The organism is Segatella hominis (assembly GCF_019249725.2).
Classification (GTDB): domain Bacteria; phylum Bacteroidota; class Bacteroidia; order Bacteroidales; family Bacteroidaceae; genus Prevotella.
Genome location: NZ_CP137559.1, coordinates 921644 through 947075, shown reverse-complemented (window position 1 = coordinate 947075; position 25432 = coordinate 921644). Strand labels below are relative to the sequence as shown.

20 protein-coding genes are annotated in these 25432 nt (G+C 44.6%); 14 read left to right on the top strand and 6 right to left on the bottom strand.

The window, feature by feature from the left end; all coding sequences use genetic code 11:
* Window positions 1-71: 71 nt before the first annotated feature.
* From nifJ to hemL, 11 genes are all read left to right on the top strand, one after another.
* A complete protein-coding gene (gene nifJ / locus KUA50_RS03730; protein ID WP_218456261.1) occupies window positions 72-3650 on the top strand; it encodes a pyruvate:ferredoxin (flavodoxin) oxidoreductase in 3579 nt (1192 codons plus the stop codon).
* 272 nt (window positions 3651-3922) lie between these two features.
* On the top strand, window positions 3923-4135 hold the full coding sequence (gene thiS, locus KUA50_RS03725; RefSeq protein ID WP_022110249.1) for a sulfur carrier protein ThiS: 213 nt from the start codon (window positions 3923-3925) through the stop codon (window positions 4133-4135).
* A 244-nt stretch (window positions 4136-4379) separates the two neighbouring features.
* Window positions 4380-5189 (top strand): HesA/MoeB/ThiF family protein, encoded by an 810-nt coding sequence (locus KUA50_RS03720; protein ID WP_218456262.1) that lies wholly within the window; start codon window positions 4380-4382, stop codon window positions 5187-5189.
* Between the two features lie 226 nt (window positions 5190-5415).
* Window positions 5416-6000: a hypothetical protein gene (locus KUA50_RS03715; RefSeq protein ID WP_218456263.1), complete on the top strand. Its 585-nt coding sequence runs from the start codon at window positions 5416-5418 to the stop codon at window positions 5998-6000.
* Between the two features lie 16 nt (window positions 6001-6016).
* Window positions 6017-6415, top strand: a complete 399-nt coding sequence (locus KUA50_RS03710) for a M67 family metallopeptidase (RefSeq protein WP_218456264.1) — start codon at window positions 6017-6019, stop codon at window positions 6413-6415.
* Between the two features lie 81 nt (window positions 6416-6496).
* Window positions 6497-9037 carry a sulfurtransferase TusA family protein gene (locus KUA50_RS03705; protein WP_218456265.1) on the top strand — a complete coding sequence of 847 codons (2541 nt, stop codon included), beginning with the start codon at window positions 6497-6499 and terminating at the stop codon, window positions 9035-9037.
* A 22-nt stretch (window positions 9038-9059) separates the two neighbouring features.
* Entirely contained in the window at window positions 9060-9515 is a 456-nt protein-coding gene (locus KUA50_RS03700) for a bifunctional precorrin-2 dehydrogenase/sirohydrochlorin ferrochelatase (protein WP_218456266.1), read from the top strand.
* On the top strand, window positions 9493-10503 hold the full coding sequence (hemA, locus tag KUA50_RS03695; protein WP_218456267.1) for a glutamyl-tRNA reductase: 1011 nt from the start codon (window positions 9493-9495) through the stop codon (window positions 10501-10503). Before KUA50_RS03700 ends, hemA begins: the two co-directional genes overlap by 23 nt.
* A 74-nt stretch (window positions 10504-10577) precedes the next feature.
* Window positions 10578-12713, top strand: a complete 2136-nt coding sequence (gene cobA / locus KUA50_RS03690; protein WP_218456268.1) for a uroporphyrinogen-III C-methyltransferase — start codon at window positions 10578-10580, stop codon at window positions 12711-12713.
* A 192-nt stretch (window positions 12714-12905) separates the two neighbouring features.
* The gene (gene hemB, locus KUA50_RS03685; protein ID WP_218456269.1) at window positions 12906-13901 is read left to right on the top strand and encodes a porphobilinogen synthase; all 996 of its coding nucleotides are present in this window, start codon (window positions 12906-12908) and stop codon (window positions 13899-13901) included.
* A 54-nt stretch (window positions 13902-13955) separates the two neighbouring features.
* Entirely contained in the window at window positions 13956-15230 is a 1275-nt protein-coding gene (gene hemL / locus KUA50_RS03680; protein WP_218456270.1) for a glutamate-1-semialdehyde 2,1-aminomutase, read from the top strand.
* 176 nt (window positions 15231-15406) lie between these two features.
* Here the strand turns inward: hemL and KUA50_RS03675 are convergent, their stop codons facing one another.
* A complete protein-coding gene (locus KUA50_RS03675) occupies window positions 15407-16345 on the bottom strand; it encodes an Rpn family recombination-promoting nuclease/putative transposase (protein WP_318346067.1) in 939 nt (312 codons plus the stop codon).
* A 420-nt stretch (window positions 16346-16765) separates the two neighbouring features.
* On the opposite strand from KUA50_RS03675, the gene KUA50_RS03670 reads away from it, so the two are divergent.
* The 3 genes from KUA50_RS03670 (at window position 16766) to KUA50_RS03660 (ending at window position 17573) form a co-directional block, all read left to right on the top strand.
* Window positions 16766-17050: a hypothetical protein gene (locus KUA50_RS03670; RefSeq protein WP_218456272.1), complete on the top strand. Its 285-nt coding sequence runs from the start codon at window positions 16766-16768 to the stop codon at window positions 17048-17050.
* 197 nt (window positions 17051-17247) lie between these two features.
* A complete protein-coding gene (locus KUA50_RS03665; RefSeq protein ID WP_218456273.1) occupies window positions 17248-17391 on the top strand; it encodes a hypothetical protein in 144 nt (47 codons plus the stop codon).
* A gap of 8 nt (window positions 17392-17399) precedes the next feature.
* Window positions 17400-17573, top strand: a complete 174-nt coding sequence (locus KUA50_RS03660) for a hypothetical protein (RefSeq protein ID WP_199545556.1) — start codon at window positions 17400-17402, stop codon at window positions 17571-17573.
* A 191-nt stretch (window positions 17574-17764) separates the two neighbouring features.
* Here the strand turns inward: KUA50_RS03660 and KUA50_RS03655 are convergent, their stop codons facing one another.
* The 5 genes from KUA50_RS03655 to KUA50_RS03635 form a co-directional block, all read right to left on the bottom strand.
* Complete coding sequence (locus KUA50_RS03655) at window positions 17765-18997, bottom strand: GIY-YIG nuclease family protein (protein ID WP_218456274.1); 1233 nt, start codon at window positions 18995-18997, stop codon at window positions 17765-17767.
* Window positions 18998-19032: 35 nt separating this feature from the next.
* Window positions 19033-19293, bottom strand: coding sequence for a hypothetical protein (locus KUA50_RS03650; RefSeq protein ID WP_218456275.1), 261 nt, complete (start codon window positions 19291-19293; stop codon window positions 19033-19035).
* A gap of 25 nt (window positions 19294-19318) precedes the next feature.
* Window positions 19319-21352 (bottom strand): DEAD/DEAH box helicase, encoded by a 2034-nt coding sequence (locus tag KUA50_RS03645; RefSeq protein ID WP_218456276.1) that lies wholly within the window; start codon window positions 21350-21352, stop codon window positions 19319-19321.
* Window positions 21353-21367: 15 nt separating this feature from the next.
* Window positions 21368-24124 carry a class I SAM-dependent DNA methyltransferase gene (locus KUA50_RS03640; protein WP_218456277.1) on the bottom strand — a complete coding sequence of 919 codons (2757 nt, stop codon included), beginning with the start codon at window positions 24122-24124 and terminating at the stop codon, window positions 21368-21370.
* Window positions 24125-24793: 669 nt separating this feature from the next.
* Window positions 24794-25429, bottom strand: coding sequence for an HU family DNA-binding protein (locus tag KUA50_RS03635; RefSeq protein WP_218456278.1), 636 nt, complete (start codon window positions 25427-25429; stop codon window positions 24794-24796).
* Between the last annotated feature and the right edge of the window lie 3 nt (window positions 25430-25432).

The following is a 25432-nucleotide window of genomic DNA, read 5'->3' as shown; positions in this document are numbered from 1 at the left end:
GGCTTGCAAAAGTCATTCGATAAAAAACGAATTAAATACAAAACATTTTTAATATTTTATCTAAAAGTAAAATGGCTAAAGAGAAAAAATTTATCACTTGTGATGGTAACACAGCTGCCGCACACGTAAGCTACATGTTTACTGAGGTTGCTGCTATCTACCCTATTACTCCATCATCACCAATGGCGGAGCATGTAGATGAATGGGCTGCCAAAGGTCGTAAGAACCTTTTCGGTCAGCGAGTTTCTATCCAGGAAATGGAGTCTGAGGCTGGTGCTGCCGGTGCAGTTCACGGTTCTCTCCAGGCTGGTGCCTTGACTTCAACTTACACTGCTTCTCAGGGTTTGTTGTTGATGATTCCTAATATGTACAAGATTGCTGGTGAGTTGCTTCCTTGCGTATTCAACGTATCAGCTCGTACATTGGCTTCTCACTCACTTTGTATCTTCGGTGATCACCAGGACGTAATGGCTTGCCGCCAGACTGGCTTCGCTATGTTCTGCTCTGGTTCTGTTCAGGAGGTGATGGACCTCTCTGCAGTTCCTCACTTGGCTACATTGGAGACAAAGGTTCCTTTCATTAACTTCTTCGATGGTTTCCGTACTTCTCACGAGTACCACAAGATCGAGGAGATGGATATGGAAGACATCCGTCCATTGGTTAAGGAAGAGTTCATCGAGGACTTCCGTAACCGTGCTTTGACTCCTGAGCGTCCTGTTACTCGCGGTACCGCTGAGAACCCAGAGACATTCTTCACACACCGCGAGGCTTGCAACACTTACTACGATGCAATCCCTGAGGTAGTAGAGAAGTATTGCCAGGAGATGACTAAGATTACTGGTCGTGAGTATCACCTCTTCAACTACTATGGTGCTGAGGATGCTGAGAACATCATCATCTTGATGGGTTCTGCTACAGAGCCAGCTCGTGAGGCTATCGACTACTTGAACAAGCAGGGCAAGAAGGTTGGTATGGTTGCAGTTCACCTCTTCCGTCCATTCTCTGTTGACTTCTTGAAGAAGACTATCCCAGCTACTGTTAAGCGTATCGCTGTTCTCGACCGTACTAAGGAGCCAGGTGCAGAGGGTGAGCCATTGTACCTCGACGTTAAGTCAGCTCTCTACGATGACGAGCGCAAGCCATTGATCGTTGGCGGTCGTTATGGTCTCGGTTCTTCTGATACAACTCCAGCTAAGATCGTTGCTGTATTCAAGAACCTTGAGTTGCCACAGCCAAAGAACCACTTCACTGTAGGTATCGTTGATGACGTTACATTCACTTCTCTCCCAGAAGAGGAGGAAATCCCAATGGGTGGCGACGACTTGTTCGAGGCTAAGTTCTACGGTTTGGGTGCTGACGGTACTGTTGGTGCTAACAAGAACTCAGTTCAGATCATCGGTAACAATACCAACAAGTATTGCCAGGCATACTTCTCTTACGACTCTAAGAAGTCTGGTGGTTTCACCTGCTCTCACTTGCGTTTCGGCGACAGCCCTATCCACAGTGCTTATCAGGTAAATACTCCTAACTTCGTAGCTTGCCACGTACAGGCTTATCTCCACATGTACGATGTAACACGTGGTTTGCGTAAGAACGGTTTCTTCCTGCTGAACACTATCTTCGACGGCGAGGAGTTGGTTAACTTCATCCCTAACAAGGTAAAGCGTTACTTCGCTCAGAACAACATCACAGTTTACTATATCAACGCAACTAAGATTGCTCAGGAGATTGGTCTCGGCAACCGTACCAACACCATCCTCCAGTCTGCATTCTTCCGTATCACAAAGGTTATTCCTTTGGATCTCGCTGTAGAGCAGATGAAGGCATTCATCGTTAAGTCTTACTCTAAGAAGGGTCAGGACGTTGTTGACAAGAACTTCGGCGCTGTTGACCGCGGTGGTGAGTACAAGCAGTTGACAGTAGATCCAGCTTGGGCTAACCTCGCTGACGATGAGGCTAAGGAGGATAACGCTCCAGCATTCGTTAAGGAGCTCGTTCGTCCTATCAACGGTCAGGCAGGTGACCTCTTGAAGGTTTCTGACTTCGTTAAGCACAACACTGTTGACGGTACATGGCAGAATGGTACAGCAGCATTCGAGAAGCGTGGTGTTGAGGCATTCGTACCAGTATGGAACGTTGAGAACTGTATCCAGTGTAACAAGTGTTCATTCGTTTGTCCTCACGCAGCTATTCGTCCATTCGTATTGACCGATGAGGAGCTCGCAGGCATCGAGGGTCTCGAGACTCAGGATGTGAAGGCACCTAAGGCTTTGGCTGGCATGCACTTCCGCATCGAGACATCAGTACTCGACTGTCTGGGTTGTGGTAACTGTGCTGACGTCTGCCCAGGTAAGAAGGGTGAGAAGGCGTTGACAATGGTTCCATTCAACGTTGACGCAGAGGATATGGTCAAGGAGGCAGCTAACTGGGAGTACCTCGTACACAACGTTGCTTCTAAGCAGGATCTCGTTGACATCAAGCAGAGCCCTAAGAATTCTCAGTTCGCTCAGCCATTGTTCGAGTTCTCTGGTGCTTGCTCTGGTTGTGGTGAGACTCCATACGTTAAGTTGATTTCTCAGCTCTTCGGTGATCGTCAGATGATTGCTAACGCTACTGGTTGTTCTTCTATCTACTCAGCTTCTATCCCATCTACTCCATATACAAAGAACGCTAAGGGTCAGGGTCCTGCATTCGACAACTCATTGTTCGAGGACTTCTGCGAGTTCGGTCTCGGTATGGTAATGGGTAACAAGAAGATGAAGGAGCGTATCGCTCACTTGCTCGAGGAGGCTAAGGCTCAGGAGCATGTTCCTGCTGAGTTCGTAGCTGCTGCTGACAAGTGGATGGCTAACATGAACGATTCTGAGGGTTCTAAGGAGGCTGCTGCAGAGTTGAAGCCTCTCATCGCTGCCGGCGCTGAGAAGGGTTGCCCTATCTGCAAGGAGCTCAAGACTTTGGATCACTACCTCGTTAAGCGTTCACAGTGGATCATCGGTGGTGATGGTGCTTCTTATGATATCGGTTACGGTGGTCTCGACCACGTATTGGCTTCTGGTGAGGATGTTAACATCTTGGTACTCGATACTGAGGTTTACTCTAACACAGGTGGTCAGTCTTCTAAGTCAACACCTCTCGGTGCTATCGCACAGTTCGCTGCTCAGGGTAAGCGTATCCGCAAGAAGGATCTCGGTTTGATGCAGACTACATACGGTTACATCTACGTAGCTCAGGTAGCTATGGGTGCTGACAATGCTCAGACATTGAAGGCTATCCGCGAGGCTGAGGCTTATCCAGGTCCATCACTCATCATCGCTTACGCACCATGTATCAACCACGGTTTGAAGCGTAAGGGCGGTATGGGTCGTTCACAGCATGAGGAAGAGTTGGCTGTTGAGTGCGGTTACTGGCACTTGTGGCGTTACAACCCACTGTTAGCTGATGAGGGTAAGAACCCATTCACACTCGACTCAAAGGCTCCAAACTGGGAGAACTTCCGCGACTTCTTGCTCGGTGAGGTTCGTTACCTCTCTGTACAGAAGGCATTCCCTAAGGAGGCTGATGAGCTCTTCTCTCAGGCAGAGAAGATGGCTAAGCTCCGCTACCAGACTTACGTTCGTAAGAGCCAGGAGGACTGGAGCGAGCAGATCTAATCTGATTTTCAGTAAATATCTATATAAGGTGGTACATCCCAAAGAGGGTGTACCACTTTTTTTACTATTACTTATACCTATTTTTGGGTTACTTTAAGCGCATATCTGCAGTTTTGTAGTCTTATTTATACTTATATAATATCCTTCTACCCCATTTGTGGTATATACCATACTATCATAATGTGACCCAAAATACCCCCGGGGTGGTATGGTATAGGTCGCAAAATCGCCGTACCTTTGCACCCAGAAAATAACAAATAAAAAATAAGATTATGGCACAGATTATTGTAAACGACGAAAAGCAGGAAGTAACACTTCCTCTCACATTGGCAGAACTGATAAAAATCAATAAAGTGTTCCAGCCAGAAATGGTAACCATTCAGGTAAACGAAGATTTCGTAGAAAGAGAAGACTACGAGAAAATACAACTGAAAGAAGGTGACCGTGTAGATTTCCTATATTTCATGGGAGGAGGCGCTTGCTAAATTCAATAGAATCTCTGTCGTCAAGCAGGAATCAACTGTATACAAAATAGCAAGAAAAAATTCTTAAAGAGAAAAAACTATTAAAAGTAGCATTTTTTAAGAAGCAAGACAGAAATTCAGTACAATAAAATGCTTATTAAATAGTTTAATATATTAGATTACGTTGTCGTTAATGTACGTATTCTGTATCGTTAACGTATTTAATAAGTGATAGTATTCATCCGTAAAAGAAAAACAGTGTAAAATGATAGAATTAAGTGAAGAACAAATTGAGAGATATAGCCGACATATCCTGCTTCAGGATGTAGGTCTCGAAGGACAGGAAAAGCTCCTCAATGCCAAAGTCCTAATTATCGGTGCAGGAGGTTTAGGCTCACCAGTATCTCTTTATCTGGCAGCAGCCGGAGTGGGACATATCGGTATCGTAGATGCAGACGTTGTTGATCTGAGCAACCTGCAACGACAGGTCATTCATCAGACCAAAGATTTGGGAAGACCTAAGGTGGAAAGTGCCAAGGAGAAGATGATTGGCATCAATCCGGACGTAGAGGTAACTACCTATCATGATTTCCTTGATTCCCACAATGCAGAGGAAATCATCCAGCCTTGGGATTTCATCATTGATGGAACAGACAATTTCCCAGCAAAATTCCTCATCAATGATGCCTGTGTTCGATTAGGCAAAGCCTTTTCTCATGGCGGTATTCTCCGCTTCCAGGGTCAGACCTTTACACATCTGCCAGGAACAGCATGTTATCGCTGTTTCTTCAAGGAGCCACCTCCAGCAGGTGTCGTTCCGACCTGTAGTCAGGCAGGAGTTTTAGGAGCCATTGCCGGTATGTTAGGAACCATTCAGGCTGCAGAAGCATTGAAATATTTCCTGGGCGTAGGCGATCTCCTGACAGACAGACTGCTCACCTTCGATGCCAAGACGATGAACTTCCGCACCATCAAGGTGAAGAAACGTGCATCCTGCGAAATCTGCGGCGACCACCCTACCATCGATCATCTCATCGACTACGAGCAGGCTGCGTGTGATTTGAAGCATCACTAGATAATGAATACATTACATCACTAAATAATGAATACATTACATCATTACATTATCATATTGTTATTTTCTGTAGGTTTAATCTATAGTATCTACAGAATAGCTATCAAAAATAGAAAAATAAAAGATAAACAAATACAAAAATTGACACAAGAAAGAGATATACTTTCCGCTGCTATTTTTTTGTATGTACTCTTAGAGATATTAAACAATTTAAGACAATAGAGTCATGAATAAGAATGGGATTATAAAAATAGTACTATTTTTTATAGTATGTAATGTGATTTCTGCATGTTCTACTGATGAAATACAGACTTCAAACAAAGAGGTTTCTGAAAAAGTTAGCGGAATAAATCAGTTTACTGAGGTAACCAGCAAGATTGCCCAAAAGTCAGCTAATGCATACAAAAATTATTATCCAAACACATCAAGAGCTGCCATAAATGAAGATTCTCTTGATGTTTACGCTCAAGAAATTGCAACAAAAACAGAAGATTTTCTTGCAAAGAATTTTATCACAACAGATAGCATTGACAAGGAATATAAAATCCAAACTCTTTCTCTTCTTGGGTTAATTTTAATTGAAGAAGCAGAATATGAGAATCATCCAACTACTAGATCTATTGGTGGGTGCGCAGCATATGCTTTTGGAATAAAAGAACTTGTAAAAGGAGGTTTTACTTCAAGAACAGGCTTAAAAATTGCATTAAAAGCTGTAGGAAAAAGTATTGCAAAACGAGCTATTCCTTACATAGGATGGGGTATAGCCCTTGGTGAATTTTCATATTGCATGTATCATAGAGGAGATGTATAAACAATCTTAACATATTATGAAGATTAACGACGACGTAATACAGACCATCATCGAGCAAGCCAAAAAGGACGCTCCCATTGAGAGTTGCGGACTTCTGTTAGGCAAGGATGATGTGGTGACGGAAAGCTACTGGATGGAGAACATCGACCATAGCGAGGAGCATTTTGCCTTTGCTCCGAAAGACCAGTTTGCGGCTCTGAAATACGCCCGAAGCAAGGGCTTGAAGATTCTCGCCAACTGGCACAGTCACCCTGCATCGCCTTCCCGCCCATCGCAGGAAGACCTTCGGCTGGCAAACGATCCCAACATCCGTTATGCCATCCTCTCATTGCTCGACGGAAAGATTCACCTCAATTCATTCAAGGTTCTGAATGGAAAGGTGGTGGATAAGGAAGAACATTATAGTGAAGAGTGAAGAACGAAGAGTGAAAAATTCTATAGTCTCATTCTGATAAACGCTTCACTCCTTCAATATAACTAAATAAGATACAAGAACATGTACAGAATACCTTCTACATTAAATGGAGACTTGGACTATACCCAGTCACTCATCGACCAATTCAAGGCGGGCGAGATTCAGGCTGGTCAGTTGAAGTCGAACCGTGTACCTATGGGCATCTACGAGCAGCGCAAGAACCAGCACTATATGCTCCGACTGCGTTGTGCCGGCGGTCTCGTCACCCCAGAGCAGCTTGCCAAGATTGCCTTTGTGGGTCACCAGCTCTCCACTTCGCATCTCCACGTTACCACCCGACAGGAGATTCAGATTCACAATGTTGATATCGAAGATGCCATTCCGGCTCTGAAGAAACTGGAAAAGGTGGGCATCTCCAGCGCAGGTGGCGGTGGAAACACCGTAAGAAACATGATGGTGGATGACCGGAGCGGACTCACTGCCGATGAGGAATTCGATGTCTATCCATACGTGGAGGAACTCACCTCCCGACTCATCGCCGAGAAAGATTCGTTCACGATGCCTAGAAAATACAAGGTGGCAATAGATACCAGTGTGGCTACAGGCAACTACTCCTACATCGCCGACCTGGGTCTGCAGGCACGCATCAAGGACGGACAGCGAGGATTCAGAGTGCTCATCGCCGGTAGTGCCGCCAGCAACGCCCACACCGGTTGGGAGGTATTCGACTTTCTTCCAGAGAAGGACCTCTATCGTGCAGCCAAGGCATTGAAAAACTGGTTCCATAAATACGGAAACAGAAGAAACCGCCACAAGGCACGCATGAGATACGTGTTCTACAAATACGGAACAGAAGAAGCCAAGCGATTGTATCTCGAAGAGTTTGAGGAACTTAAAAAAGATGGTTCAATCGATTTCGAGGCTCCGGCATTGCCATTGGAACACCATAAGCCCAACTTCCCTCCACTTAAAGCTCCAACCGATTTTGAAACCTGGAAGCACCGTTACGCCCATAAGCAGACCAATGCCGAGGGCTTGAAAGAGAACCTCTGGTATGCCTACATCCCATTGCGCCACGGCAATAATTCCACCGATTTCTTTGCAGAAGTGGCTGAATATCTTGGAAATTATGGCAACGATGTGATCCGCTTCACCAAGAAGGAACAAATCCAGGTGCGAAATATCCCAGAAGAATATCTTCCGGATATCTATGCCTTCTTCAAGAAATTAGGCGTATATCAGGTAGATTATCCTGTAGTTGTCACCAACCTCACATGCTGTACTGGTGCAGACACCTGCCGACTTGGCATCTGTTTACCTAAAGGTGCGATTGATGCAATTGCCAAGCAACTCCTCAGCAGTGATTTGAATCTGGATACCATCCCTGACTTCGAACTCCGAATGAACGGATGTACCAATATCTGTGCATTGGCCACATGGGGCGACTTGGGATTCAGTGGACGTGTGGGACGTGTAGGAGATGATCCATACCCTGCCTATACGGTTTGGTTGCCAGTCAAGGGCAAACATGAGATCGACCTCCAACAGGGTTATATCGCAGCCAAGAAGATTCCTGCCTTTGTAGAAGATTATCTGAGAGATGTCATCCAGGAGCAAGCCAACTATGCAGACTACTACGATTATGTAGCAAAGCGTGGTGCAGGTTTTATCAAAGAATTGATAGCCAAGTACAAGGAGATAGCTCCGTTTACAGAAGAACCGGATACCTTTTATGATTTCGGCGACGACGAAAAGTTCTCTCTCATCAAATATGGTAAAGCAGAATGCTCAGCCGGTCTGTTTGATATCATCGAGATCGACCAGGATACCATCAGGGAGAAACTCGGAGAGATAGACAAGATATTGGGCAATGATAAGTCGCACACAGATCTCACGAATCTCACGGATATTGTAAACGAAGAGGACGCAAAGAAGATAGAGAAACTCCTCCACGACATCGTGTTCTCGGAGAACCGAATGCTGCTCGTTACCCGTGGTTTGGATCCACGCACCGACGAGGATGTATATCAGGGATTTGAGAAGGAATTCATCGCTGCTGGCATCATCCCTCAGAAGTTCAAAGTATTGACAGAAAAGGCAAGAAACAACAATTCATTGATTGAGTACCAACCCCTTATCGATGAGCTCGCAGACTTGCTCAACGATCTCTATCAGAACATGGATGATTCATTGCAGTTTAAATTGTCAAGCGATAGTTCTCAGACGGATGCAAAAGATTCCAAGGAAAAGGACAATCAGAAAGAAAAATCCGTGAAATCCGTGTGCGTTTCCGAAAGCAAGAATGCCAATGATAAATCTGTGCCATCTGTGAAATCTGTGGGACAAAAAAACGGAAGCGAGAATGAAGAAAAAGAATCTGCGGAATCTGCAGCCATATCCCCGGATGTAAAGAAAGACTTCCGAGGTGTGATGTGTCCGATGAACTTTGTAAAGACAAAGATTGCTCTCACACCAATGCAGAGTGGACAGATACTGGAGATTCTTCTCGACGATGGCGCACCTATCGAAAACGTTCCAGGCAGCGTGAAAGGCGAAGGCCACACCATACTCTCTACTGAAAAGATAGAGAACTACTGGAAAGTATTGATTAGGAAAAAGTAGAAATTCATTAATCTATGTCAATATGGACTATCTTCCTATAACGATTAAAATCGTCTCCGCCAACATACTCATCGTTGGCGGAGGGAAGGTAGCGACCCACAAGGCTCAGATACTCGCTCGCTTCACCACTCATGCAACGGTTGTAGCCCCAGAGATTACAGAAGAGCTGAAGGCACTACCCTTCCATATCAAAGAGAAAACTTTCGAAACTGCAGATCTGGATGGAGTACAACTCCTCTTTGTATGTACAGGAGATCATGAGTTGAACCACCATATCAAAGAACTTGCAGCAGAACGGCATATTCTGACCAGCGTTTGCGATGACCCGGCTCAATGTGATTTCATATCCCCAGCCATCTATCGCGATGACAACCTCACCATTGCCGTTGGAAGTGATTCCAGGGATGTAAAAAGAAGCATCCGAGTAAGAAACAGAATAAAAGAATTGATAGAAAATGGTACATTACAAATCGATTGACCAAAGCCAGTTCGCTGAAGGAACCGACATCAAGGAGCAGGAGAAAGTCTTCGATGAATTTCTACAAGAATCACTCTTGGAAATACAGGGAAGTCATATCAACAATCATTCCCCCATTCCTTATATCTTCCTGAAAACGTGCAACCGCAGCGAGATATACTATGGTGAAGGCGAAGTCCCGGATGAGGTAGCGCGCCATCTCTTTCGTGTGGTAGCAGGATTGGAATCTGCCATCATTGGAGAAAGAGCTGTTCAGGGACAAGTGAAAGAAGCTTATTATACAGCCAAGGACCAGCGCCCATTGACAGCCGAGCTCCATCGACTTTTCCAGAGCGCATTACAGGTAGGCAAGCGGGTGCGCAACGAAACAGAGATTTCGCATGGTGCCGTATCGCACAGTCTCGCAGCCTTGGAGATTATGGAGGATGGCAATATTGATTTAAAGGATGCCCGAATCACCATCATCGGTGTCAACAAACTGACCGCCGACATTCTGAAGTTCCTCCAGAATAAAGGAGCAAAGATGGTGTTCCTCGCCAACCGCAGCCAGATTAAGGCACATTACCTTGCTGATCCCCTCGGCATCAAGGTATATACATTGGATGAGAAGCAGGAGTTCCTGTCAAAGACAGATATCCTCATAAGCGCTACCTCAGCCCCACATCTCATCATCCGCAAGGAAGACATCCCAGAGCAGAAATCTCTGCTCGCTATAGATCTCGCATTCCCTCGTGATATCGATTCACGCCTTAGTGAACTCCCAAACGTTCAGCTCTACAATATCAGAGACGTAGAAAGAAAAGTACGTGAGAACATCGAAGTGAGAGGAGCCGAAGTAGAGAAAGCCGAAGCCATCATCGAAGAAGAAATTCAGGAGATGCAGGAGGCTTTAAAAAGAAGAAAGAAATTTTTAGAAGTGAAGAATGAAGAACAAAGAGTGAAGAAACAACGTTCGGCGGCCGAAGGGAAAGCCAATTCTATTGCTTAAAGTCAGTTGTCATCATCTCAAACATCTTTACTTCCTTTTCATTTTATTCATAAACATAACCGACATTTTTAAAGATGAATAAAAAGATTAGAGTTATTGCAAGAGGCAGCCGACTCTCCCGGCTGCAAGTTGAGGAAGTGTTCAAGAACTTCCCGGAACTCGCCTACGAGATTAAATATTTGGAATCTTACGGCGACAAGAACCAGCAGATTTCACTATTAAACGGTGAAGCTCCTGCTGATATTTTCACGAGAGAGCTTGACGATGCCATCCGCCAAGGAGATGCAGACATCGCCATTCATTCAGCGAAAGACTTGCCTTATCCTCTGCCTGAGGACATGGAAGTCATCGCCTTATTTCCTGCTTTCGATACGACCGATTCACTCGTTAGCAGAGACCATAAGAAACTGGCAGAACTCCCTGCCGGAAGTATCATTGGAACCAGTAGCCCACTTCGCAAGAAAGGTTTAAACGAATTACGTCCTGACCTGACTATCAAAGGAATACGCGGTTGCATTGAAGATAGAGTACAACAGGTAAAAGACGGAAAATATGATGCCGCCATCGTAGCTACTTGTGCATTAAAGCGATTGGGAATGGAGGATGAAATCGCCGAAGTACTCCCTTTCCCAACCCATCCTCTTCAAGGTTTCCTTGCCATCACAGCAAAGAAAGTGAAGAGTGAAGCACAAAGAATGAAGAATCAAAATACAGAAGGTTCTTCTGCTTCTGAGCAAGAAAATTCTTCGCTTCTCACTCTTCGTTCTTCCCTTAAGAATCTCTTGAATTCGCAAGGCACCGTATCCTTGGTAGGTTTCGGTCCTGGTGACCCAGAGCTGTTGACCATCAAGGCAGCAAAAGCCATTGAAGCCGCTGACATCATCTTTTATGATGACTTGATAGACGAGACTTATCTCAATGATAAAAAAGCAGAAAAAGTATATGTAGGAAAGAGAGACGGATATCATCATAAAGAGCAGTCTGAGATCAATCGTCTCCTGCTTGATGCAGCCAGAAAGGGTAAGAACGTAGTTCGCCTGAAAGGAGGAGATCCTATGATATTTGCTCATGGAAGCGAAGAAATCGAATTCTTAGAGAGTAATCTCATCAATGTGAATGTCATTCCGGGCATTACCACTGCCTCGGCCCTTGCCGCATCTCAGAAAATCAGTCTCACCCATCGCGATTTCTCCTCCAGCGTGGCATTGGTAAGCGGACATACCCCACAGCCAGTCACTCCTGATGCAGAAACTTTGGTGTATTACATGGGTGCCAAACAGTTGCAGGCTATCGCTACCCAACTCATCGACGAAGAGGGTTGGGCTTTCAACACCCCGGTTCTCCTCACCTACAATGTGAGCCGTCAGGACGAACAGACCTTTGAGACTACGCTTTGGGAGCTCAGAAACGGAGAGAAAAAAGATCTCCCTACTCCTCTCATCGCCCTTATCGGCAACGTGGCTGGTCTGAAGCATCATCAGGCATCAGACATCAAGCCAACACTCTACACAGGCACATTACCTGATATAGAGAAACGAAATGCCGACTACACATATACCCCGCTGATAGAAATCAATAATAGTTCTATTTTCAGTTTAAAAGATGCATTATATGATGAAGAAAACTATGAGTATTACAAAGGAAAAGGTTTAGCTTGGAATGACGATGATGAAAAGAAGCCGAAATATGTAGTCTTTACAAGTCAACATAGCATATCATCAACAATAGAATGCATACCGGAATTACTCGAGGAGCAAGAAAATTATATATTTATTTCCATTGGGGATACCACGACTGAAGCTTTGCATAATGCAGGCATCAAAGATGTGACACAGGTAGAGGAAGACAATCGCTTCGGAATCATAAAATGGTTCGAAAAAGAGAAAGAGAAATACGATGAAGCCAATGCACGATACGAGGATATTATCTATCCTCATTCCTCATTGTCACCAGAAGACATTCCTCTGGCATTGCAAGAATTAGAATTTAGCGTAAAAAGCTTCGTCGCTTACAAAAACGTGATGCCGGAGCATCCTCGCCTTGTGAATCTCAATCACTTCAAGCGGATTGTCTTCACATCGCCTTCCACTATCGACAACTTCATCGAACTGTATGGTAAATTGCCAGAGAATACTGAGTTCATCACCCGTGGTCCTATCACTCAGAAACATCTGGAAGAAGTATTGGAAGCGAAGAACAATAGAAAGTAAAGAACGAAGAGCAATAGAAAGTGAAGAACAAGAGTAAGTGAAGAACGAAGAGTGAAGAGTGAAGAATTCAAGTGTTTGAAGGGCGCAGCCTAATTTCTCATTTTTCATTTGTCATTTCTCATTTTCTTGTCTTTCTCATTCTTTAATATTTCTCATTTTTAATTTAACATTATAATAAAACCGACATAGATTATGAAAAGATTCAGAGATTTTAGAAAAGACCAGGCTACTCGCGACAAGTATGCCGACGTCTCATTGAGTGCCACAGACTTCATCTACCCTTACTTCGTAGTAGAGGGAGAGAACCAAAAGGAAGAGATTTCCACCATGCCGGGCGTCTATCGCTTCAGTATAGATACTCTTCTCAAGGATATCAAAGAAATCAAGAACCTCGGCATCAACAAGGTTCTTCTTTTCGGAGTGATTCCTGATGAACAGAAAGATGAACGAGGCAGTGCTGCCTATGCCGATGATGCACTCATCGCCCGTGCCGTGAAGGCCATCAAAACAGAGTTTGGCAAGGACATCATCGTCTTCACCGACGTCTGCCTCTGCGAATATACCAATCACGGACATTGCGGACTCCTGCATCATCACGATGTAGATAATGATTCCACCCTCCCATTACTTGCTGAAGAAGCTTATGTTCACGCCAAGGCCGGTGCTGATTTCGTAGCCCCATCAGCCATGATGGACGGACAGGTGGAAGCCATCAAGAAGAGGCTTAAAGAAGGAGGTCTCGACAAACAGTGTAAGGTTCTCGCATACTCCGCCAAATACGCCTCAGCCTTCTATGGTCCATTCCGTGATGCAGCAGATTCTGCCCCAAGCTTTGGAGACAGAAAGAGTTATCAAATGGACTTCCGCACCCACGATCAGGGTCTTGAAGAGATTGCAGCAGACATAGAGGAAGGGGCAGACTGGACGATGGTAAAACCAGCGATGCCTTATCTCGACATGATTGCCAGAGGTGTAGAGAAGTTCCCAAACATCCCAATGGTAGCTTATCAGGTGAGCGGAGAATACTCCATGCTCAAGGCTGCAGCCAAACTCGGTTATCTGGACGAGAGCCGCGTGGCATTCGAGAGCCTCATCGCCATCAAGCGAGCTGGCGCACAATACATTATCACTTATTATGCCAAGGAAATCATCGAAAAGGCAGAAGAGTGGAATATCAAAATAGATTAAGAGCAATTTCCATTCAGTAAATACAAAACATTTAACACTAAACATTACTGAAATATGAACGAAAGAATCAAATCTGCCGCCGCTTTTGAGGAGGCAAAACAGATAATTCCTGGTGGAGTCAACTCGCCAGTGAGAGCATTGAAGAGCGTGGGAACCACCCCACTCTTCGTGCGTGATGCCAAAGGTCCCTACATCTATGATATTGATGACAACAAGTTTATCGACTTCTGTATGTCATGGGGCGTATTCATCTTGGGTCATAATAATGATAAGGTAAGCAAGGCAGCATCCGATGCCATCTTCCACGGAAGCAGTTTCGGAATCCCGACTCTTGCAGAAACCACCTTGGCAGAGAAGGTAAGAGAGTCATTTCCTTCTATGGAGCGACTTCGCTTCGTCAACAGCGGAACCGAGGCAACGATGTCAGCCATCCGTGTGGCACGTGGTTTTACCGGACGAGATATTCTCGTGAAGTTCGAAGGATGCTATCATGGTCATGCCGACCATCTTCTGGTAAGTGCCGGTTCTGCAGTAGCCAAGCTGAACAATGCTTCGTCTGCCGGAGTTCCAGCTGGTTTCACTCAATATACCGTGGTATTACCTTATAATGATACCGAGGCTTTAGAGAAATACTTTGCAGAAAACGGAGACAAAGTGGCAGCGCTCATCATTGAGCCTGTAGCCTGCAACATGGGTGTGGTTCCTCCTACCCGTGAGTTTATTGAAGCAACCCGCAAGGTAACCCAAGAGCATGGAGCCATCCTGATATTCGATGAAGTCATCACCGGTTTCCGTCTTTCATACGGCGGAGCACAGAAGCGATTCGGAATCACACCGGATATGACAACAGTTGGTAAAATAGTAGGTGGCGGATTCCCTGCCGCAACCTTCGGAGGTAGAGCGGATATCATGAGCGTATTAGCCCCAGAGGGTCCAGTTTACCAGGCAGGTACTTTGAGTGGAAATCCTGTGGCGATGGCAGCCGGTTATGAAACTTTGAAGCAGTTGGGCGAACCGGGCGTTTATGAACTCTTAGAAGAACGCAGCAATCGTTTCCTCTCCCGTCTTGAGAAGATAGTAGAAGACAAGGGCATCCAGGTAAACCACGTGGGCACGATGTTCACGATGTTCTTCAACGACCAGCCTGTGCGCAATTTCCAAGATACCAAGAAGAGTGATCAGGAACGTTTCGCACGTTATTTCCGCAACATGTTGGATCGAGGCATCTACGTGAGTCCATCGCAGTTTGAGGGCAACTTCATCTCCCTCTGCCACACTGATGAGATTCTCGACTACGTATTGAAGTCAATAGAAGAAAGTATAGAATAGAAAAGATTTGTATAATAAAAAAGTAAAGTCACAATACTCAGCACCATCTGCCGGATATTGTGACTTTTTTTCAGAAACACCCCAAGCCCAATAAAGAGCAAAAGCCTTGATTATAAGATACTTTATAAAACTTTTCTCCCATTTTATTTCTTGAGGATTCTAAATCCGAATTTATATTATTTCTTGGCCTGCAAACTGCTTATTTGCTCTTTACTCAAACCTGTAACTTGCATGATTTGACTTACTGGCATACCTAATGCAAGGAGATTCTTTGCAACAGCAAGATTAGTAGAAAGTTTTCCTTGCTCTATTCCTTGCTCTATTCCTTGCTCTATTCCTTGCTCTATTCCTTGCTCTATTCCTTGCTTAATCCCCTTCTCATTTCCTTCCAGCCAGGCACTATACATTCCCAGGTTGTAATTATCAACCTGACGCTGGCTCTCTTCATATTTTTCCATTTCCTCCTTGCTCAGGCAGCGGCTGTCAGCCACTTCTGCCAAACGCTTGAAGATCTTCTTCTGCGTCTCAAATGGAATTCTTTCTAATGTTGTCATATGCTTCAATACGTAAATCCACTTTTCAAAATCTGTTACACATTCCTCCGCCTTCTTTGTGAAATACGGAAGATTCAAATAGATGAAGCGAAGCTTGTCTGTGAAAGGCTCTTCGCTATTTTTCTCCCTCAACATCACATCAGATTTAAACTGACTGATCTCTTCTCCGACATGAGGAGAGAAATTCATAAAACTGATCACATATACAGGAACCAGCTCATAAAATGAAGGCTTGTCCTTGGACTTTTCTTTCTCACGCTGATTGGTAATAGCCTTGCTGGCATAACACAACGTGCGATTCACGAAATTAACCGTCCAGTTGTTCTGCATCTCCACAATGAAATGCTTGCCCTCATCTGTCTCGCAATAGACATCATATATGCAGCCTCGCAAATCCTTGGAATCAGCCAACTGCTCTTTGTCCTTGAAGGTGACATCCCTGACTTGAAATTCCCCCTCGAACAAATCGTTTAAGAAACTTATCAGCAAATCCTTGCTGAACTCCTGACCGAACAATCGCTTAAAGCCCCAGTCGGTAAATGGGTTAATGTATTTCGCCATAATATTTGTATTATTTACCTACGCACTATTGCGTCTTCGAGGGCAAAAGTACGATTATTTTTTGAAAAATGCAAATCTGAAAGCAAAAAAATCAATATGATGGAGAATATCGGCGTAAAAACAAGGAAAACTACCTCGTCATTTTCGTAGATTTATGGGATATGAGAAGAAGCCCCAGATATCTGATTAGACAATTCAAAAGAAAACTATAAAGGAAAGAGCTCTAACTGTATGGTTGAAACGGGCTGAATGCCCAAAAGCTCGTAGCCCAGGGCAGCGCCCTGGGTACACTAACAATCAGCAATACGCCCTGCAAGGGCAAAAGCTTAAAAATGTATTGTTTTTCACAGTTTTCTCCCATTTTCCTTGCATGATTCAGATAATAATCGTAAATTTGCAGTAGATAAAATACGCAAGCTTATGAAAGAGAAAAGCTATACATTGCCAGAAGAGCAGAAAGATGCAGCTTTCGCAGCAGAGCCTGCACCAACCTATCACGGAAATGCCGCCATGACACTTCCCGAGGATGAATGTGCAGAAGAAGATATTGACTGGAACAAGATTCCTGTGGGCTGGCATCCGGCTAATGAAGAAGAAGCCATGGCTAGGATTGAAGCTATTGAGGCGGAGTATGAGAATGGGCAATATATTGATGCAGAAGAATTTGAAAAAGAACTAATTGCACAATATCCATGGCTGGCATAAGATTAACTCTTTACCACCGCCCTTACCATAGTGCAATTATCAAGGAGAATTGGAAGATTATCTATCGCTACGACGAAGCCAACGACCTCGTCATTTTCGTAGATTTATGGGATATGAGAAGAAACCCCAGATATCTGATTAGACAATTTAAAAGAAAACTATAAAGGAAAAAGCTTATGAAGAAGAAATGATATACATTGCCAGAAGAGCAGCCGATTCCGGTTGGCTGGCATCCGGCTAATGAAGAAGAAGCCGCGGATAGGATTGAAGCCATTGAAGCGGAGTACGAAAGGACAGGCAAGGCTACTGATTTTGATGAATTTATAGAAGAACTAAAATAGGAAGGATTATGGCTCAACCAATAAAAGCAATACCAACACTCTATGGTGAAGAGGCTCGTCGTTTCCAAGAAATGGCAGACGAAACTGAGCGCAAATATGATATTAGTCCCAAGCGAGACATCAAAAAAGATCCTCGCTATCGTGCTATGCGCACAATACTTGAAAGGTCGAACATAAAATAGAACTTTGCAGGTGGTTCAGGAACGGGCTGAAAGCCCAAAAGCTCCTATCCTGGGCAGCACCCTGGGTACACTAACAGTCAGCAATGCGCCCTGCAAGGGCAAAAGCTTCGTATAACACACTATATTAGAACACATAGAAATAGCGTTTAAGGTCACAATTTGTGACCTTAAACTATTGGTTTTCAACTATTTTATTTATTTTCCTTTCCCCTAATCACCTCCAATACCTTTCCGAGATGATAAGTTACCAAGCCATCCTCATAGGTAGTATCCAATACCTGAACCACGGCACTATCCCTATCCGAATGATAACCCACATAAAACCTTATCGCATCGAAACGACGGAGATAACGCTTGCCATCAGCCTCATCAATATAAGTATATTTGTTAAGCGTGGTCTGCTTCAGCGAACGGTACTCCTCGGTCTTCACACCAGATACAATCTCCTCGAAATATACCTTCTCGATAATCAGCGTCAAAACCTTCAAGCCCGACAGATTTAACTGCGATGGCTTTTTCTCTATTCGCTGCTCCAGACATTGCTGTTCCTTATTGTAGGAAAAGTAGATGATAGTGCCATTCATGATTTTCTGAATGATACTGTCGATGATTTCCAGCGGAACCTGATACCACTCCGTAGCCTCATGCATCTCTCCCTTATCATCAGCCACCCTGAAACGGAAGTTCACCGTCTGCAACACCTGATGCACCAGGTCCTCAAACTTCTGGGAGTGCATGTTCACTATCTTGTAAGTGCTTACAATCTCTACAGGTGCCATCAGATAAGTAGGCTCGTGCTCGGCATTTGCCACACGCTCCTCCACCTTATTCGTAGAGAAACCTATCTTATAGAGATTCTTGATGTTACGAATTTCCGGATTCTTTGATTTCGAACGAAGCACGTAGATGTAACCCGTCACCTGGTCTTCCTGTCTCACGTCCTCAGGATTGAAGAAATGGGCATCAGTCTCCTCCAGAGTTTCGGTGATGGCATAGCCACTTGTCACCACATTCTTGCGAAGTGTCTGGAGATAGATATCCGACTCCGTACCATTTTCATAGATACAGCGGGTTCTGCCATCGGGCAAACCATTAGTACCCTTTTTCTTCTCAATAATCTCATATAACAAAACCATCTGACCATCTACAAGATAATAGCGTCCAGCCAATAAGCTCGTCGTCTTCGAGATTCTCTGCAACTGTCGCTTCCCGATCTTCAAATCCTGATGCACCTGTTCGAAGAGAGGCTTAAACCGTGCAAAATCCTCACACGGTTTTCTTTGCGCCACATGGTCGGGCGCATCCTTCTTCTGAGCCATCACGCCTTTCATGTCAGCAGGCACATCGAAGAGTTTTGCCTCCTGATAGGAAACATCCATCAAAGGGTCACTGAATATATCTTCTAATTCTTTATCAATATCCATATCACTATATATATAATAAGGTGAAAAACTATAGCCTATCCCAACAGTTGATACTCATCATACTGTCTTAGACTATCTGTTGCCTTGATTCGCAGAGCCTTGAGCGATGCAGCAAGCAACTTTTCTTTCAAGCCACCATCTGCTGTAGGTTCGCTACCATGCTCTGCCACCCACTTGTTGATTTCAAGCAATTTCTGTGCCAGCCTGTCATCGGGCGTCGGTGCCTTCGGTTTCGGACGTACATCCGCCAACAAGGGGTCATCAAATATCTCTAATAATTCTTCTGGCCAATCCATTTATATTAATGTTAAATGTTGAATATTACCTTTCTGGCTCATACTCCAATCCCATCATCTTTCGAATCTTCAGGTTCTTGAGTTTCTGGAATGCAGCAGCCAGTTCCCTTACCTTCGGGTCAGGGTCGTTGATGTCTGGGCGCAGACCGTCATGCTCTGCCACCCATTGCTTATAGGGTCCCTTGAACAGCATCATCGCCTGTTCGATGGTCATATCGAATTTCTGTTCAGCCATCGTATCCTGGATAATCTTCAGGGTCTGCTTATCCACATTCTTCGACAGCACCTCGTAAGCACGCTGGAAAGGGTTGATGGAATCAATCAGATTGATGCTCAACTGGTTGATATTAATCATTCGGTTTGCCAGTTTGATGAGGCGATTGCCTTCAGACTCCTTCTCCTCATCGTTTGCCGAAGCATCGAAGTCGATAGGATTTCCCTTATCATCCACCACTTCACCACCCTTGACAAGGGTATCAAGCAGCAGGCGCTGACGAACTTCTTCCACTTCGTCCTCGCTCAAATCCGGATACTTTTCACGAATCACTTTCGGAATGAGCGTTTTGGTGATGGTTTCAGCCGTAGTACTTCCGCTGATGGCTTTCACCACAAGGTCGTCTTGCAAGATAGCAGCCTTCAAATCATCCAACTGATCCACTACAATCATCTTCGTCTTCTCGCTCGACAAAGGTTTCAAACCCTCTATCACCAGGGTACGGGCATCCAGCGGACTACCTTCATCACGATCCACATCCTTCACCGTCTTGAAATGCCAACTTGGCGCCATTACCTGCTCCATCAGAAGCGATGCGGTAATGGCTTTAAGAAAGTCGTTCACCGCCACCTTCACATCGGGCTGATTGGCATCAGGCATTCCTATCATGTTCACAAACTTGGCGGTTTCCTTGCCTTCGCAATCACGGGTGCATCTTCCAATAATCTGCACCACTTCGGTCAGCGAGCCACGCACACCGATGGTCAGACATTCCTCACACCATTGCCAGTCGAAACCTTCCTTGGCAGTACCCAGAGCGATGATAATATCTACATCATCACGCTTCTTTATCCGCTGCAAATATCCCTGCACCAGGTTGCGAGTCTCGGCGTGGTCTTCCACCAGATCAGCAACCTTCAGCAGTCTGCCGTCCTTGGTTCTGATGTAATAGATGCCACCATTATTGTAATCCCGTTCTTCTACCTTACCGATGATCTTGATGATTTCATCCACCTCCGTGTATTTACCCAAACCGCTGGATGCTCGGGAGTTGACACTCGGAATATGGATGATGGTCTTCTTGGTAGTATCCAGCACCTCGGCGATATGGTCGAGATAACTGCCGTGATAGAAGTGATAGCCCAGGACGAGGTTCTTGAGATAGCGATAACCGTTGAGTTGCTGATAATAGTTGTAGGTTACCGGGAAGAAACGGACCTCATCCTCTGCCCTCAATACCGGAACGCCATCGCCTCGGAAGTAACTGCCCGTCATGGCAACAATATGACCGGTGGAATTATTCATCACCCGGCGCACGATATCGCCCAGTCCGCTGTTCACATCAGCACTTGTATGATGAAACTCATCTATCGCCAAGAGGCAATCATTAAACTCCTCGTCACTTATTTCCTTCATACCGTTTCGGAGAGTGGCATGGGCACAAACCAGGATATTGTTTTTATCTTGATGGAAGAAATTTTTAAAGCGTACCGCCTTATCTTTCTCGTCGGTAGTATCGCAAAGATTATACTGTTGCGCCACCCTCCAATCGGCGAAGAAGCCATACTTCATCAGGTCGGTGTTTTGGAAGGAGCGGCCGATACTCTTTTCCGGTACAGCCACTACAACCTTCTTGATGCCCTGATTCTTCAGCTTATCCAGGGCGATGAACATCAAGGCGCGACTCTTGCCAGAAGCTGGTGGTGCTTTGATAAGCAGAAAGCGATGGTTGCGGGCTTCGTAAGCCTTGGCTTGCATCTCTCGCATACCGAGTTCATTGGTATTACTCGATTTACCCGTTTGCTGATACTTGATATCTACGATATTATCATTTATCTTGTCCATAAGCCATTCAAATTATTACTTGTTAGCTGTCATTTTCTCATAGAGTTTGAAGAGGCATTCCAATCGAGCCTCATCATTTGGGAACGGAGCGCCAGGATAGCAGCTTTCTACGATGGCATCCAGTTCCTCATGTGCAGCACGCAAATCCTCCGGCATCTTTTCCGGGTCGTAAAGATCAGCAAGCGTCTTCTCGGGATAGTTTTCACGAGCCAGAAGGACATTCGTTGCCGCCTCTTCTATCTCAGACTTCTTTGTGCCGGAGATGGATGGGAAGGGGAAAGTGTTGTAACAGAGACCTGCGGAATATCTGTAATCAGTCTTTAATCTACCTCCTACAGTTCGAACCCATACCATGTGCATCTCACTGGTAAGGATGCCAAAGAGCCATAATGATGCGTCATAGATGGCGAAGGCTGAATCTGAAATAACAGTTCCTTTGTCCAAGAACCCCATAGGAATGTACTTTCGCCTTTCAGATGATACACGAGGAATGATAATACACTCAGTTTCTTTATAGCGAACCTCTCCAAAAGAATATGGTTTCTCTGCCAACTTTTGAGTACTAGCTCTTTCACTTTCTAATCGTGTTTGCTGACACTTCTGAATTCGTTTATGAATTACCTGTATTGCATCAGCTTCTTCATAATTGCTCTCCGTAATCCAAAGACAATATCTTTTTTCACCTCTGATAAACTCCTGAGCTCCCAATAAAGGATGAATAAACTTTTCACAATTAGGATCACTCTTCATTATTTCATCCTTTTCCTGCTGATCTAACAGAAGAAAGCCTCCATCATTAGGCATACTTCCAAAAGACATTCCTACGAAATCCGAAATCGGAGCAAACTTCTTTGTAATAATATTCGTTTTAGCCGCAGTTAAATATGGCGTTATATTATCAACCTCACGTGCTTCTCCAGTACAAAACAAGCATTTCTTTCCTGTACGACAACTTCGTAAGCCTATAATCACACAAGTAACACCAGCATTATATTTTGCATTATTAGACCACTTAAAAGAAGTATAAGCAAAGAATATTTCTACATCTTGAGAAAATATATAATCCCATATTAATGGAACTTGTTCCCCTTGACAAATAGAATTTGTTGTTACAAAAGCCAGCTCTGCTTTAGTATTTTTTACATAATTTGTACCTTTATAAAACCAAGTGGAAATATAATCTAGATTGTTATACGCCAAATCTGCTCCGACTGCAACTTGCATATCTTCTTTTTGATCTACATCTTGAAGTCGAGCGCCCAAATACGGCGGATTACCAAATACAAACACTTCTTCATCCTTGGTATGTGGGCATACTACCTCCCAATCCATTCTACAGGCATTACCACATTTTATCTGGTCGATATTATGCAAAGGCAAGGCGGCAACATTCACACCGAAATCGGCGTGAAACTTGTTGTTCATCTGATGCTCAGCAAGCCAAAGGGAAAGCATGGCTACCTCGTGAGGGAAGTCGAGAAGCTCTATTCCATAGAACTGCTCCAAACGGATGCACGAACCATCGATAAAATCGAGCATCTGCTCTGGCTGGCACTTTTTGCGAAGATGCAAGATGTCTATCTCCAACAAACGCAACTGCTTATAGGTGATAATCAAGAAGTTGCCACTTCCACACGCTGGATCGAAGAACTTCATCTTACTCATACGCAACAGCAAGCGGTCGCACCCCCTGACAATAGGCTTGCATTCCGCCACAAACCGATTGATGGACAATACGCTCATGTCATACAAGTTTCTCTTCTGATCGTAAAAGTCCGTCAGTTTCTTATATTCCCCTCTCAAATCATCCATAAAGAGTGGATTGATTACCTTCATGATATTAGGCACACTGGTGTAGTGCATACCTTCCTTGGCACGCACATCAGGATTCACCACCGCCTGAATCATACTACCGAAAATATCCGGATTGATGTCCTTCCAATCCAAGTCGCCGCATTCGATGATAATCTTTCTAGCCTTATAACCCATCTTTGGGATAGGAATGTCTGAGGCAAAAAGACCGCCATTCACGTAAGGAAACTGATTGATTTCCTTGGTAAGTTCTTCCGAACGCTCCTTGTTTGGCACATTCATCACCTGGAATGCCTGACCTAGCATCTCGCCGAGATCGGAACCATCTTCCTTGGTAAATTGCTTGATAAAGTTGGTAAAGAGATTTACGGCAAAGATACCTGTGTCTTCGGCAAAGAAGCAGAAGAGCAGGCGGGTGATGAAGATGTTAAGGTCGTGCAAGTCGTCATCACTATTATATTCGTTATAAGCACGAATCTCATCATGCAGTTTGGCAAGTTTCTCAGCAGCCTTCACATCGGCAGGGTTTTCTGCCGTAGTGTGTACTCGCTCTACGTTCATCAAAGGATAGAAGAAGCCAAAGTCGCTGTGCATCTTGACGAGTTTCTGCTCGTAAGTATCATTCTCACGAGTATCATAAGCAAGGAGGGTTTCACCATCGCTCACCGCAATAATCTTTGGTGCAGCCTTCTTTACTTGAGCATCAGTCTTCAATGCCTCCAACCTGGTGGTAAGATGCAAAGTATCTACAGCCTGATAGCAGAACAAGCCTTTGATAAGCAAGCCATCGAATGTCTTCAAGATACCCTTTCCTTCCTTGTATCTCGACACATCCTTTTCGCTTTTACCAAAAGCCATCAGTATCTCGTAGCCAACCTCAGAGGCTGGCACCACTTTAGTTTTAAACGATTCTAATCGGGATTCGATTTCCTTATAGCTGAGTTGCAGTTTCTTTGCCATAACTTCCGTTGCCGATGGGAGCATAGCAAAGCCTTGCCATCCTATTACTCCACCGATTCCCGAAAGCAGAAACCATCTGATTTAAAAAGATTATTTTGATTTTAGTCCAGCCTCATCGCAAGATAAGGAATAGGATAACTGATTAGCTATCAAAAAGGAAGGCGTAGGGAATCTATCACTCGCATTACCCTTGCCAATTGAGGTCCTCGGACGACCTATGGGAACAAAGATAAGAAGCAATAGAGCCTACGCCTAACGGGTATATATATGATAGCACAGAGCGTACCCCTCCAGACGAAGGGGCACACCTATGCCATGTGTATATACACAGTGGGTAGACGCCCACTGCTGTCTTCACCTGCTTCCCATTTGAAATTTCCGAGGTTTCAATTGAACAGAAGAAAACGTAGAGAACGTCTTTCTTAATTATGATAGGCCAAGCCATGGATTTTTACCTAGCCAGCGACTCATCGCCAACCATCCACGGCAAGACAACCGCAAAAGTAATAAAAAGAATTGGGATTTGCAAGAAAATCGGAAAGTTTCTTGCAAATCCCAATAAAATAGTTGATGAATTACTTCTTAATACGGCATCTTATACCCACGCCTAAGCCTCCAGATAATCCATCATATCCTCCAATGTATCGAAGTTCTTGACTTTCCCCTCCTTTAAGATCGCTTCACCCAAACCTTGTGGCTTCCTCTTCCAATCGAGCGGATAGGTGATGTCGGGTCTTGGGTTATCTCCTTCAATTCGAGGGAAGCGGCGGTGCGGCTCATATCGTTGATGTAGGCATAATCACCGAGAGTGATAGCTGCGTTCTTTTCCAATACCGATAAGGCACGGGCAATGCGCTCTTCCTTGGAATAGAGTTGCTTGCGGATAACCTTCACACCACTCATCTCTCGTTCCAAATCACAGTCGGTCTCCATCTTTACAGCCTTCACAAACTCAGGAGATGAATTGAAGTTGACGTTCTTCACCCCTACCTTGCGATATTTCATCATGTCGTCATCTGTCTGCATCTCCGTAGGCTTGTCATCCTCAAAACCAAGGGACAAGGAGAAGGTGCCCAAGCCTTCGAGATTCACATTATAACCCATAGAGAGCATACGGACCAACACGTCTTCCACATCTGTCAGAACCGCTTCAATAGTGCCCTGAGAAAGGTCACGATGATAACTCTGCATCTTTTCGATGAATTCCTTTCTGGAAAGCGTGCGATAGGGCACCATCTTGGGATAAACTCTGCGCTTGCCTTCATCACGCATATCACTCATTTCCTGCAATTTGTACTTTGCCATTTC

Bases quoted from the DNA above. Each gene is read 5' to 3' on its own strand.
- nifJ (WP_218456261.1), top strand. From the start codon at position 72: ATGGCTAAAGAGAAAAAATTTATCACTTGTGATGGTAACACAGCTGCC.
- thiS (WP_022110249.1), top strand. From the start codon at position 3,923: ATGGCACAGATTATTGTAAACGACGAAAAGCAGGAAGTAACACTTCCT.
- KUA50_RS03720 (WP_218456262.1), top strand. From the start codon at position 4,380: ATGATAGAATTAAGTGAAGAACAAATTGAGAGATATAGCCGACATATC.
- KUA50_RS03715 (WP_218456263.1), top strand. From the start codon at position 5,416: ATGAATAAGAATGGGATTATAAAAATAGTACTATTTTTTATAGTATGT.
- KUA50_RS03710 (WP_218456264.1), top strand. From the start codon at position 6,017: ATGAAGATTAACGACGACGTAATACAGACCATCATCGAGCAAGCCAAA.
- KUA50_RS03705 (WP_218456265.1), top strand. From the start codon at position 6,497: ATGTACAGAATACCTTCTACATTAAATGGAGACTTGGACTATACCCAG.
- KUA50_RS03700 (WP_218456266.1), top strand. From the start codon at position 9,060: ATGGACTATCTTCCTATAACGATTAAAATCGTCTCCGCCAACATACTC.
- hemA (WP_218456267.1), top strand. From the start codon at position 9,493: ATGGTACATTACAAATCGATTGACCAAAGCCAGTTCGCTGAAGGAACC.
- cobA (WP_218456268.1), top strand. From the start codon at position 10,578: ATGAATAAAAAGATTAGAGTTATTGCAAGAGGCAGCCGACTCTCCCGG.
- hemB (WP_218456269.1), top strand. From the start codon at position 12,906: ATGAAAAGATTCAGAGATTTTAGAAAAGACCAGGCTACTCGCGACAAG.
- hemL (WP_218456270.1), top strand. From the start codon at position 13,956: ATGAACGAAAGAATCAAATCTGCCGCCGCTTTTGAGGAGGCAAAACAG.
- KUA50_RS03675 (WP_318346067.1), bottom strand. From the start codon at position 16,345: ATGGCGAAATACATTAACCCATTTACCGACTGGGGCTTTAAGCGATTG.
- KUA50_RS03670 (WP_218456272.1), top strand. From the start codon at position 16,766: ATGAAAGAGAAAAGCTATACATTGCCAGAAGAGCAGAAAGATGCAGCT.
- KUA50_RS03660 (WP_199545556.1), top strand. From the start codon at position 17,400: ATGGCTCAACCAATAAAAGCAATACCAACACTCTATGGTGAAGAGGCT.
- KUA50_RS03655 (WP_218456274.1), bottom strand. From the start codon at position 18,997: ATGGATATTGATAAAGAATTAGAAGATATATTCAGTGACCCTTTGATG.
- KUA50_RS03650 (WP_218456275.1), bottom strand. From the start codon at position 19,293: ATGGATTGGCCAGAAGAATTATTAGAGATATTTGATGACCCCTTGTTG.
- KUA50_RS03645 (WP_218456276.1), bottom strand. From the start codon at position 21,352: ATGGACAAGATAAATGATAATATCGTAGATATCAAGTATCAGCAAACG.
- KUA50_RS03640 (WP_218456277.1), bottom strand. From the start codon at position 24,124: ATGGCAAAGAAACTGCAACTCAGCTATAAGGAAATCGAATCCCGATTA.
- KUA50_RS03635 (WP_218456278.1), bottom strand. From the start codon at position 25,429: ATGGCAAAGTACAAATTGCAGGAAATGAGTGATATGCGTGATGAAGGC.